Annotated in this window: 13 protein-coding genes; 6 read left to right on the top strand and 7 right to left on the bottom strand. The window is 71.4% G+C overall.

Annotated elements, in window-relative coordinates; all coding sequences use genetic code 11:
* Positions 1-59 precede the first annotated feature (59 nt).
* Both IE140_RS26025 and IE140_RS26020 read left to right on the top strand, forming a co-directional pair.
* Positions 60-1130 (top strand): fatty acid desaturase family protein, encoded by a 1071-nt coding sequence (locus IE140_RS26025; RefSeq protein ID WP_150193708.1) that lies wholly within the window; start codon positions 60-62, stop codon positions 1128-1130.
* Between the two features lie 89 nt (positions 1131-1219).
* A complete protein-coding gene (locus IE140_RS26020) occupies positions 1220-1402 on the top strand; it encodes a tail-anchor membrane protein (RefSeq protein ID WP_032765304.1) in 183 nt (60 codons plus the stop codon).
* A 39-nt stretch (positions 1403-1441) separates the two neighbouring features.
* On the opposite strand, the gene IE140_RS26015 is transcribed toward IE140_RS26020, so the two are convergent.
* Complete coding sequence (locus IE140_RS26015) at positions 1442-2350, bottom strand: hypothetical protein (protein ID WP_150193707.1); 909 nt, start codon at positions 2348-2350, stop codon at positions 1442-1444.
* Between the two features lie 247 nt (positions 2351-2597).
* Between IE140_RS26015 and IE140_RS26010 the strand changes: the two genes are divergently transcribed.
* Entirely contained in the window at positions 2598-3503 is a 906-nt protein-coding gene (locus IE140_RS26010) for an oxygenase MpaB family protein (protein ID WP_150193706.1), read from the top strand.
* 109 nt (positions 3504-3612) lie between these two features.
* On the opposite strand, the gene IE140_RS26005 is transcribed toward IE140_RS26010, so the two are convergent.
* The 5 genes from IE140_RS26005 to IE140_RS25985 form a co-directional block, all read right to left on the bottom strand.
* Complete coding sequence (locus tag IE140_RS26005) at positions 3613-4218, bottom strand: class I SAM-dependent methyltransferase (protein WP_150193705.1); 606 nt, start codon at positions 4216-4218, stop codon at positions 3613-3615.
* 58 nt (positions 4219-4276) lie between these two features.
* Complete coding sequence (locus IE140_RS26000; RefSeq protein ID WP_006129409.1) at positions 4277-4852, bottom strand: TerD family protein; 576 nt, start codon at positions 4850-4852, stop codon at positions 4277-4279.
* A 163-nt stretch (positions 4853-5015) separates the two neighbouring features.
* Positions 5016-5180: a Sec-independent protein translocase subunit TatA gene (gene tatA / locus IE140_RS25995; RefSeq protein ID WP_010073017.1), complete on the bottom strand. Its 165-nt coding sequence runs from the start codon at positions 5178-5180 to the stop codon at positions 5016-5018.
* A 72-nt stretch (positions 5181-5252) separates the two neighbouring features.
* Positions 5253-7994: a magnesium-translocating P-type ATPase gene (gene mgtA, locus IE140_RS25990; RefSeq protein WP_373296195.1), complete on the bottom strand. Its 2742-nt coding sequence runs from the start codon at positions 7992-7994 to the stop codon at positions 5253-5255.
* A complete protein-coding gene (locus tag IE140_RS25985) occupies positions 7978-8343 on the bottom strand; it encodes an ArsR/SmtB family transcription factor (RefSeq protein ID WP_006129412.1) in 366 nt (121 codons plus the stop codon). Before IE140_RS25985 ends, mgtA begins: the two co-directional genes overlap by 17 nt.
* Positions 8344-8666: 323 nt before the next feature.
* On the opposite strand from IE140_RS25985, the gene IE140_RS25980 reads away from it, so the two are divergent.
* Positions 8667-9335 carry a GTP-binding protein gene (locus tag IE140_RS25980; RefSeq protein ID WP_189460746.1) on the top strand — a complete coding sequence of 223 codons (669 nt, stop codon included), beginning with the start codon at positions 8667-8669 and terminating at the stop codon, positions 9333-9335.
* 25 nt (positions 9336-9360) lie between these two features.
* Here the strand turns inward: IE140_RS25980 and IE140_RS25975 are convergent, their stop codons facing one another.
* A complete protein-coding gene (locus IE140_RS25975; RefSeq protein WP_150193703.1) occupies positions 9361-9789 on the bottom strand; it encodes a PPOX class F420-dependent oxidoreductase in 429 nt (142 codons plus the stop codon).
* 141 nt (positions 9790-9930) lie between these two features.
* Here IE140_RS25975 and IE140_RS25970 point away from each other — a divergent pair, with 141 nt between their 5' ends.
* On the top strand, positions 9931-10344 hold the full coding sequence (locus IE140_RS25970; RefSeq protein ID WP_093443406.1) for a roadblock/LC7 domain-containing protein: 414 nt from the start codon (positions 9931-9933) through the stop codon (positions 10342-10344).
* A gap of 109 nt (positions 10345-10453) precedes the next feature.
* A complete protein-coding gene (locus tag IE140_RS25965; protein ID WP_150193702.1) occupies positions 10454-11530 on the top strand; it encodes a DUF6397 family protein in 1077 nt (358 codons plus the stop codon).
* Positions 11531-11538 lie beyond the last annotated feature (8 nt).

Below are 11538 nucleotides of genomic sequence, written 5' to 3'. Positions count from 1 at the left end.
TCCTGTCCGTACGTTCGATGAGGTCAGCGCCCCAGAGGTTCCAGAGACCGGAGACGTCCATGCCCCAGGCGACAGCCACTGTTGCGGATCCCGCCGACGAAAGCGGCCCGGACCTCCCGGCCGAGAGCCGCGCCGCGGCGGCCGGGAGCGACTTCGCGCCGCTGCTGCGTGCCGCGAGGGACCAGGGTCTCCTGGAGCGGCGCACGGACCGGTACGTTCTCGGCATCGCCACCAACCTGGCGGCCCTGGGTGCGGTGGTCACCGGCTTCGTCCTGGTGGGCGACACCTGGTGGAGTCTGCTCCTCACCCTCCCGCTGGCGGTCCTGTGGACCCGTACGGCCTTCGTCGCCCATGACGCGGGGCACGCGCAGATTTCCGCGGACCGCAGGACGAGCAGGCTGATCGGTCTCGTGCACGCCAATCTGGTCCTCGGTATGAACGCGGCGTGGTGGAACGACAAGCACATGCGTCACCACGCCAACCCCAACCACATCGACAAGGACCCCGACGTCGGCGTCGGTGCCCTGGTCTGGACCCAGAAGCAGGCGGAGCAGCGGGAGGGCTTCGCGCGTTGGCTGACCAGGAACCAGGCCCGTCTCTTCTTCCCGATGCTGCTGCTCGAAGGCATCGCGCTGAAGATCTACGGATTCCAGTTCCTGCGCCGTCAGCCCCTCCGGGAGCGGGCTGTCTCGGCGCTGCTGCTCACCGCGCACTTCGCGCTCTGGGCGACGCTGTTGTTCAGCACGCTGTCCCCGGGCAAGGCGATCGTCTTCGCCCTGGTGCTGCACGCGCTGTTCGGCCTCCACCTGGGCCTGGCCTTCGCGCCCAACCACAAGGGCATGGAGATGCCCGACCCCGACGGCGAGCGCTGGGGGCATCTCCAGCGGCAGGTCCTGACCTCGCGCAACGTACGCGGCGGCGTTCTGACCGACTGGTTCCTCGGCGGGCTGAACTACCAGATAGAGCACCACCTCTTCCCGAGCATGCCCCGCCCCCACCTGCGGCTCGCCCAGCCCCTGGTCAGGGCGCACTGCGCGGGCATCGGCATGCCGTACACGGAGACCGGACTGATCGAGTCCTACCGTCAGGCGCTGGCGCACATGCACGATGTCGGTGAGCCGCTGCGATAGTGCGGGGAGCAGGGGAGCAGGGGAACGTAAGGGAGCGCGGAGGCGTTCACACAACAGGAGCGGCGCCGGCCGCGAAGGAGGCGTGGACCATGTCGAATGGTGCGAAGGTCGCTGTCGGGGGCGTGCTCGCGGCAGCCATCCTGTGGCCCCTGATCGGATTCTGGTGGGCACTGCTGGTCGTGATCGGCGTCCCCGTGGCGGGCTATCTGCTGCTGGACCCCTCCCAGCGGAGCAGGCTCCGCAGGATCAACCGCAAGGAAATCGGTCGCTGACCCAGGGCGTCGGTCTCGTCGTGACAGGGGGCCGGGAAGTCACAGGCCCTGGGCGGCCAGCCCGTCCAGGGCCGTGAGCAGGCCGGGCAGCGAGGTTCCGCGGCCGACGGGAATGACCGTGCCCGGCTCCTCGTCCAGCAGGAACAGGGCGATGTCGTCGGTCCGAGCCACCATCGACCAGCCCGGACCGTCGACGCGAAGGGTACGTGCGTCGGCCGAGGCGTAGGAGGATCGGATCCGCCCGGGAGGCGGCGGAGTCTTCGTGTAGGCGGTCGCCTCCGACAGGGCCCTTCGGACACCGGGGTGCCGGGGAAAACGGGAGGGGTCGTTTTCCTGATGCCCTCCGGTGTTGTTCCCCGCATCCGCCCCGGCGTCGTTCGCCACCTGGCCCTCGGCGTCACTGTCCGGCTTCCCGGCGGTGCCGGGCAGGGGGAACTGCGTGTCGTCGATCTGCTCGCGCCACGCCGACCACTGCGCGGCGATCTCGTCGGCGCCGAGCCGGCGCTGTGCCGGACCCCAGGCCTCCGCGTCGGGCGGGGCGAGTGGTGCCGGGCCCTCCCCGTCCGTATCCGGATCGTGCGGATCCGGGACGCCGGGCGCCGAGACGGCCAGGTCCATCGGCCAGCCCGGCAGGGCGCACACCATGGAGCGCTCGTGGGGGGAGAGGTCGTGCTCCATGCCGCAGTCCCACGCGGCGATGGCGACGGCCACCTGGGAGGTGTCCTCGACGACCACCGTCCACCGCGCCCCCGCACCGTCCTGCCCGAGGATGAGCCCGTACCCCTCCTCGTACGGTTCGAGCGCGAGCGCGTCGCACGCGGCGACATAGTCGTCCCCCAGCACACCGGGGAACCGCGAGGGTGTCAGCAGCATCGCGGTCAGCACCAGCAGCGCATCGTCGGCGGCCGCATCATCCGCACCTGCCACGGTGCCCTCCCCATCGCTCATCGCCTGCCGCTCCTCGCCGAGTCCCGCGCTTCTCGGTTCGCCGTTTCCGGGGCCGTCGTTCCTGGATCCCGTCGTTCCCTGTCCGTCGGCGCACCCTAACTACTCGGTAACCTCCCCGTCGAGGGGCTGACATACAAGAGGTGCACCGGAGCGGACCCACTCCGTCCGGGTACGGAGAGCCGAAGAGCGAGAGCGTGCCGGAGGCCTCCGCGTAGGGTTGGACATCCGGCCGAACGAGGGGGAAAGCATGGTGACGCGGTACGACCGGCTGAAAGAGATTCAGCGACTGGACCCAGAGCGGGACTTCCTGGAGATCTACCGGCTCACCGTCACCTACGAGTTCCCCTGGGACGTCACCCGCGCGCTCGAACTTGCCCTCTACCGCACCTATGCCGTGCCCAGCATCGGCCGACTCCTCGACGAGACGGCGGAGTTGACGGAGCGCTCCCAGAAACGCTACGACGACACCGCCCTGCTGCTCGACACGGTGGTGGAACACGGCTTCGACACCGACGAGGGCCGCACGGCCGTCCGCCGGATCAACCAGATGCACCGCAGCTATGCCATCAGCAACGACGACATGCGCTACGTCCTTTGCACGTTCGTCGTCACACCGAAGCGGTGGCTGGACGATTTCGGCTGGCGACGCCTCTGCTGCCACGAGCTGGCCGCCTTCGCCGCCTACTACCGCACGCTCGGCGCACGGATGGGCATCAAGGACATTCCGGAGACCTACGAGGACTTCGAGCGCACCCTCGACGCCTACGAGGACAAGCATTTCGGCTGGGACGAAGGAGCCCGACGGGTCTCCGACGCCACCTTGGCCCTGATGGGCTCCTGGTATCCGGCGCCCCTCGCCCCGGTGGTGCGCGGCGCCAGCCTCGCGCTCCTGGACGACTCGCTGCTCAAGGCGTTCCGCTATCGCCGGCCGGGCCCGGTGGCTCGCGGACTGACGAGGGGCGCGCTGCGGATGCGGGCCCGTGCCGTCCGGCTCCTGCCGCCCCGGCGAAAGCCCCACTACGCGCGCCAGAATCCCGAGATCAAGGGATACCCGGACGGGTACGAGATCGCGCGGCTCGGCACGTTCCCCACCCCCGGGGTCCGCGGCTGCCCGGTCCCCGGCCACCGCCCGTCGCAGACCCCCGCCGAGTGACGGCGACTGCCCGGGCCGGTACGCCGTCGAGCCGGGGACGCGACGTGACCGCCCCGGCCGGTACGCCGTCGAGCCGCGCCGAGGGCGGCCGGACCGGGCGCCGCCGACCTCAGCCCTGCCTGGAAGCGAGCGCGAGGAAGCGGTCGTCCTCGTCCGTGTAGGACTCCAGCCGCCACCCCGCTCCGGCCAGCAGTTCACGCAGCCTGGGCTCGGCCCGCAGGTCGTCGTCGGTGATGGCGCGCCCTTGGCGCGCGGCGAGGGCCGCCCGGCCGATCGGGTGGAACAGGGCGAGGACCCCGTCCGGCCGGACCACGCGCGCGAGTTCCGCCATATCGGCCCCGGGCCGGGCCAGATGCGAGATCAGCCCGGCTCCGAACACCGCGTCCAGGGCCCCGTCGCGCAGGGGAAGCCGCGCGACATCGGCACGCACGAGCGTTCCGCTTGCTCCACGCCCCGCCCGTGCCGCCGCCTCCAGCATGGCCGGGGTCAGGTCGGCGCCCAGCACCGTGCCCCCGGGCCCGACCACCGCTCGCAGCGCGGGCAGTGCGCGCCCCGTCCCGCAGCCCGCGTCGAGCACGGTGTCACCGGGGCGCAACCCCAGCAGGCCGGCCGCCGCCGCGTAGGCGGGGCCGTCGTCGGGGAACCGGCTGTCCCAGTCGGCCGCACGCGGGGTGAAGAAGTCCAGGACATGGGTGTGGGTGTGGTCGTCGGTCATGAGGACATGCTCGCGCAACCGGCGGAGACGTGCGAGCGCCGCAACCCGGCCCGTCCGGTCAGACGTTGACCCCGTAGTCCGAGGCGATGCCCGCCAGGCCGGAGGCGTAACCCTGGCCGACGGCCCGGAACTTCCACTCGGCGCCGTGCCGGTACAGCTCGCCGAAGACCATCGCCGTCTCGGTGGAGGCGTCCTCGCTCAGGTCGTAGCGGGCGAGCTCGACGCCGTTCGCGCGGTTCACCACGCGGATGAACGCGTTCCGCACCTGGCCGAAGCTCTGGCCGCGGCTCTGGGCGTCATGGATCGAGACGGGGAACACGATCTTCGCGACCTCGGCGGGCACCGACGACAGATCGACCTCGACCGACTCGTCGTCGCCCTCGCCCTCACCCGTCAGGTTGTCACCGGTGTGGCGGACGGAACCGTCGGGACTGTTGAGGTTGTTGTAGAAGACGAAGTGGCTGTCGGAGAGGACCTTGCCCGCCGCGGAGCACAGCAGCGCACTGGCATCCAGGTCGTGATCGGCCCCGGTCGTGGTCCGTACGTCCCAGCCGAGCCCGACGGTCACGGCGGTGAGGCCGGGGGCCTCCTTCGACAGGGAGACATTGCCGCCCTTGGCCAGCGTCACACCCATGAATTTCCTCCAGTCTTCGGTCGGTCCGCACCTGTGATCCGGAAATCCGCGGCTTCACCGCATCCGAGTCCGGTGACCGGATCCGTTCTGCTGTCACTTGTCACTCTTTGTTGGCCGCTATCCGTTACAAACGCTCGGCGCGACGTTCCCGGTTCCCGGATCGTCAGGGCGTGCTCTCGTCCTTCATCGCCCGGGCCTCGCTCTTGAGGATGCGCATGGACTTGCCCAGCGCGCGGGCGGTGTCCGGGAGCTTCTTCGAGCCGAAGACGGCGATCACGACGACCGCCAGGATCAGCAGGTGCCAGGGTTGCAGGCCGTTGCGCAGCATTCCGGTCCCGCCCTTCTTTTCGTACGGGTCTCTCCGCGGCAGCAACACTTGCCGCATTGCGCAACTGTACAACTAGCGCATACGGCCGGAACGGGCGCCCCTCGACGCCCCGACGCGCTCTTCCGGGGCGTCGGGCACGTCGGCCAGGTGGCGGCGCTCGTAGCGACGGCGGGCCGCCGTGAGTCCGACCGCGTAGAGCCCCAGGACCGAGCCGAGCAACGGGTAGTAGAGGGGCGGCAGGGCGCTCATGCCCAGCAACGGCCCGAGCGGAGTGAGGGGGAGGGCGACCCCGACCGCGGCGAGACCCGCCGCGGCGGCCCGCAGGGGCCCGCCCGCCCGCCGTTCGGCGGCGCTGCGGCCGGTCCGCAGCAGAACCATCACGAGGGCCTGGGTGAGCAGGTTCTCCGTGAACCACCCGGCGTGGAACGCCGACTCCCCGCCGTCCCCCGACGCATGGTGGACGGCGAGCGCGAGCACCCCGAACGTGGCGAGGTCGGCCGCCGCGTTGAGCAGACCGAAACCCGTGATGAAGCGCAGGAAGTCACGAGGCCGCAGAGCGGTGGGGCGGCGCAGGACCGACGCCGGCGGGCGGTCGAACGCGAACGCCAGCTGCGCCGCGTCGAAGCAGAGATTCTGTACCAGCACCTGCGCCGGGAGCATCGGGAGGAAGGGCAGCATCAGTCCGGCCGTCAGCATCGCGATGACATTGCCGAGGTTCGACGAGAGAGTGATCCGCAGATAGGCGGCGATGTTCCCGCTGCTGCGCCGACCCGCCAGCACCGCACGGTCGATCGCGGTGAGGTCCTTCTCCGCCAGGACGACGTCGGCCGCCTCCCGGGCCACGTCCACGGCGTTGCGGGGGCAGATGCCGACATCGGCGGCGTCCAGGGCGGGCAGGTCGTTGACGCCGTCGCCGAGGAAACCGGTCGTGCGACCGCCGGCGCGCAGGGCCGAGACGATCCGGGCCTTGTGCTCGGGGGTGCAGCGCGCGAACACGACGGCCCGGTCCGCCACCTCGACCAGCTCCGCGTCCGACAGGGTGTCCACCAACTCGGCTGTCACGACATCGTCGGGACCGGAGTGAGCCTCGGGGCGCAGACCGAGGTCCGCGCACACCCGGGCCGCGGTGCCCGGATGGTCGCCGGTGAGGACTTTGACGCGGACCCCCCGCCGGGCGAGCACCGCGAGCGCGTCGGCGGCGCTCGGAGCCGGAACGTCCCGTAGCGCCACCAGGCCCACGAAGGTCAGGCCCCGCTCGTCCGCGGGGGTGTACGCGCCTGCCCGGGACGCCCGGTCGGCCCGGGCCACGGCCAGCAGGCGCAACCCGGACGCGGCCTTCCGGCCGGCCAGGGCGAGCAGCCGGTCACGCTCGTCCCCGTCCATGGCACACCGGTCGAGCACGGCCTCGACGGCTCCCTTGGTGGCCAGGGTGTGCATACCGAGCCGGCCGGGCCGCTTGACCACGGCGGTCGCGACGCGGCGCACCGGATCGAAGGGCAGGACGGCGACGCCCTCGTACGCGTCCGGCTCCACCGACCCGGCAGCGGGCGGACCGTCCGTGCCGACGGCGTCCAGGACCGCTTCGTCGAGGGCGTCGGCGGCGGGCAGTTCCGCCAGCTGGAGCGTCCACAGCGCGTTGACCGCTGCCCACCGCAGTACGTCGGGATCGGGCCGGTCCCGGCCGTCGGTCGCCGCCGCGACGACCGGCCGGTCCTCGGTCAGCGTGCCGGTCTTGTCCAGGCACAGCACATCGACCGCTCCCAGGTCGTGCAGCGCCGGGAGCCGTTTGACGATCACTCCACCGGTACGTGCCAGCCGGGCCGCGCCCCGCGCGAGCGCCGTCGTGACGATGACCGGCAGCATTTCCGGGGTGAGCCCCACCGCGACGGCCACGGCGAACGGCAGCGTCTCCAGACCCCGGCCGCGCAGCGCCGCGTTGGCCATCAGCACCAGGGGAGGTGTCAGGAGCATGAAGCGGATGAGGGTCCAGGAGATCCCCCGGACGGAGCGGTCGAAGGCGCTCGCGTCCCGCTGCCCGACCCGGCCGTCATGGGCGGCGGCGAACCGGGTCTCCCCGCCGGTGGCCACGATCACCGCCGTACCGCTGCCCGACGTGACACTGCTGCCCTGGAAGCACCACTGCGGTTGTGCGAACGGTCCGGCCCCGGACAGCGCCGGGTCGGCGACGTCCATGGCCCGCTTGGCCACCGGCGCCGACTCGCCGGTCAGGGCCGACTGATGCACGGTGAGGCCGTCGGCGCGCAGCAACTGCACATCGGCGGGCACGAGATCGCCCGGCCGCAGCCGGATCACGTCCCCCGGTACCAGGTCGCCGACGGGCACTTCCCGTTCCCGGGAAGGGGAGTCGTCCGAGGCGCGGCGCACCACGGTCGCGGTGGTCGCCACGAGTTCGCGCAGCGCCGCGGTCGACCGGTCGGCGCGGTGCTCCTCGGCGGAACGCAGCAGACAGCTCACGGCGACGAGGGCCAGGATGACGCAGGCGGTGCCCCAGGCGGCAACGAGGGCCGACACCAGACCCAGGCAGAGGAGTACGGAGGTGAAGGGGTCCCGGAGGCTGCGCAGGAAACGGCGGGTCCGAGGAACGGGCCGCCGGGAGGGCAACACGTTCTCGCCCGTCCGGGCGAGCCGGATCTCGGCCTCTGCCTCCAGCAGCCCGCGCGGCCCGCTGTCGAGGGAACGCAGGGTCTGAAGGGGGGTGGGCACGGTGCCGGGGAACGGTGCGACGGAGGCCGGTGTGCCGATGGTGACGTGTCCGGGGCCCGCGGCTGGACTGCTCTCAGGCACCGAGTTCACGCAGGCGGACGGGGGCGGGGGAGGGGTGCCCGGCGCGTGCGGCCAACTGGCCGACCATCAGCCGGACGACTGTCACCACATCGGGATCGTCGACCAGATAGACCTGCCTCCGGCCCTCACGGCGCGACCGGACGAGACCGGCCAGCTTCAGCTTCGTCAGATGCTGGCTGACGGAGGGGAGCGTACCGCCCACACGTTCGGCGAGCCCCGTCACATCACTCTCGCCCTGGGCCAGTGCCCACACGATGTGCAGCCGTGCGGGTGTCGCCAGCAGCCCGAACGCGGCAGCGGCCTCCGCCAGCACCTCCGCGGGCGGATCCTGGAAACCGCCGCCGGAACCTGTCGACACGCTCGCATCCCCTCGTCCCCGGGCCCGCCGGCACGGACCCGGCACCGCTGCCCGTTCCGGACGACCGAAAAGACCAGTGTAGGGGCCGTGGCGCAAGCGGTCGGGGCCCGTCCGGAACGGCCTGCCCGCATCCGACACCTTCGAGAGAGACGCAATGAGGTCGAGATACGGCAAGGAGCGGCGGATGCGGAGCCTCATCGGTCAAGAGTGATCAACCCACTCGAACGAAGCCGAACGGTTGCCATGCTGTCCGCCCGACCGGATTCCTGCAGCCCCAAGCGGCCCGTGCACTCCGCCGCGAGTCCTGAAGAGAGAAGGGACGTATGCCCTCCGAGCCCGTCCACAGCGACGAGAATCCCCGTGCCGCCCACCGAACCTCCGCGAACGTGGGCCGGACCATGATCGGAGAAGACATCGCGCTCACTCTGAAGATCGTCGTGGCGGGCGGTTTCGGTGCCGGGAAATCGACCCTGATCGGCTCGGTCAGCGAGATCCGCCCGCTGCACTCGGAAGAGACCCTGAGCGAGAGCGAGACCGGGAGTGCGCCGGACCGGAGTGACACCGGCGGGGTGGAACGGAAGACCAGCACGACGGTGGCGATGGATTTCGGCCGTATCACCGTCCATGCCGGCCTGTCGCTCCATCTGTTCGGCACGCCGGGCCAGGACCGCTTCCGGTTCCTCTGGGAAGAGCTGTGCGAAGGCGCCCTCGCCGCCGTCGTGCTCGCCGACACCCGGCGCCTGGAGGACTGCTTCGCCGCCGTCGACCACTTCGAGCGCCGACGGATTCCGTTCGTCGTCGCCGTCAACCGCTTCCCCGGCGCTCCCGACCATACGGAACACGACGTCGCGCAGGCGCTCGACCTCGACGGAGGTACGCCGGTCGTGCTGTGCGACGCCCGCGACCGGGCCTCGGGAAAAGAAGTCCTGATCCGTACGGTCGAGTACGCCGGCCGCATGCACACCGCCCGGCTCCTCGCCGCCGTCGGCTGACGGTCCCGCGCCCGGTCCCTCTCCGTCAGTCGGCCATGTCGGCCATCGCGACCACCTTGTCGATCCGCACCCGCACGACCAGTTCACCGGGCACCCCGTTGCGCCGGCCGAACTCCTCGGCGGCGTCGGCCTCCACGTAGCGGCCGGCGATCCGCGTCGCCCACCGCAGGAGTTCCTCGGGGGCCTCGCTCAGCTCGGCATGCCCCTGCACCACCGCGAACGCGTACGGCGGCCGGTCGTCGTCGACGCACAGGGCGACGCGCCCGTCACGTGCGAGGTTGCGCCCCTTCACGCTCTCCTTGCCGGTGTTGAAGACCACCGAGTCGCCGTCGAGAAGGAACCAGACGGGTGCGATGTGCGGGCGGCCGTCGGCCCGAACCGTCGAAACCTTCGCCGTGCGGGTTCCCTCCGAGAGGAAGGCCCGCCATTCTTCATCGGTCATGTGGTGTGCCATGGGCTCATCCTGAGGCCGAACGCCGCATGGCGCGAAGCGGCACCCCGGGCGGTGAGGGCCGCTTGCCCCCACGGGAGCGGTGCGCGAGGCTTACGCGCGTAGCGGGGGAACGGGGAACGAAAGTACGGGGAGGACGAGCACATGCCGCTTGACCGGGGACTTGACTGGCTCCTTGACGACCTCACCAGCAGGGTGCAGTACATACGGCACGCGTTGGTGCTCTCGAACGACGGACTGGTCACCGGGGCCAGCAGCGGCCTCGCACGGGAGGACGCGGAGCACCTGGCGGCCGTCTCGTCCGGCCTGCAGAGTCTGGCGCGCGGATCGGGGCGCCACTTCCGGGCGGGCCGAGCCCGCCAGACGATGGTCGAGTTCGACGAGGCCCTGCTCTTCGTGACGGCCGCGGGCGACGGCAGCTGCCTGTGCGTTCTGACGGCGGCCGAAGCCGATGTCGGGCAGGTCGCCTACGAGATGACCCTGCTCGTCAACCGGGTCGGAGAACACCTCGGAGTCTCCGTCCGGCAGGGCGGACCCGAAGGTGTCGAACCCTTCTGAGCTGCAGTTTCCGTCGGCACTGAGGAGTTATCCACAGGGCTGACGGGTTATGACTCCCTCGGGCTACCGTGATTACGGAGAGTATTCGAGCCGACAGGGGAGAACAGTCATGACGGTCAAGGAAGTGCTCCGGGCGCACATCACCGACCACCGGGCGCACAACACCGACCAGCGGAACGCGAGCGCGGAGACGCAGGGCGAGGACAGGCACGATTCGTCCGCCGCCCCGGCGGCGACGGTCGCGGCCGGGCGAGCCTCCCAGGAACTGGGGATCCGGCGTGCGGAGTTCGAGCTGGCGGTCCACCTGGGGCTGATCGCCGTCGTCGGTGCACCGGGCGGCGGGCGACCACGGGTGCACGAGGAGGAGATCGCGCGCCTGCGGGAGCAGCCGGACTTCCCCGATGTGCTGGTCGAGCGGGTCCGCACTGTCGGTACGGCGCAGGGGGCGGCCCTGCTGGACATCGCACCGGCACGCTTCACCCGGCTGGCACGGGCGGGCTGTGTATCGCCGGTCACGTTCTATCTGAACCGGTATCGCGCGGTCGTCTGGCTCTATCTCGCGGACGAGCTGGCCGCGTTCGCGGCGCGGGAGCCCGAGCTGCTGGCCGGACGGACACCCCCGGGGATGCGCGCGATGCTGGAGTCGGGTGCCGACTGGCGTGCGCGCAACTGGCGTTCGCAGCGCATCGACCGGCTGCTGGACCGCACGACGGACCCGTGGGCGCGAACGGCGGTCCAGGCGTCGGCGCTGGACCCGGTGCAGGTGGCGCAAGTGGTGGACGATCCCTACGAGCGCGCCTATCTCGTACGGGTCCGGCCGGAGCCGGTCTTCGGGCGTCCGGGTTCCATGGCGGCCAGGGAAGCCATGGCGGAGCTGATGCTCGCCGACGACCCCGACGAAATCCTCTGGCGGCGGGTCAACCTGACGCTGGAGCTGGACGCGGCCCGCGAGGACAGGCCCGCCCCGCGCCCCGGCGACGACGGAGGAGCCCGGACGGCAGCGCCCGCCCGGACGGCAGCGCCCGCCCGGACGGGAGCCCGGCCTGGGCCCGTGCGCCGGGCGCCCGCCATCGAGTCGACGGCACCGCCCGCCGGTACAGGGGCGCCACCTTCCGCCGCGGGGGGCCGAACGACAAGGAAAGGGCTGCTGGCCAGGCTGAGGTGGCAGGGCCGGGGCACCGGATAAGGGTTCGC

The organism is Streptomyces parvus (assembly GCF_014648875.1).
GTDB lineage: Bacteria > Actinomycetota > Actinomycetes > Streptomycetales > Streptomycetaceae > Streptomyces > Streptomyces parvus.
This window is presented reverse-complemented; position numbering and strand designations above follow the sequence as displayed.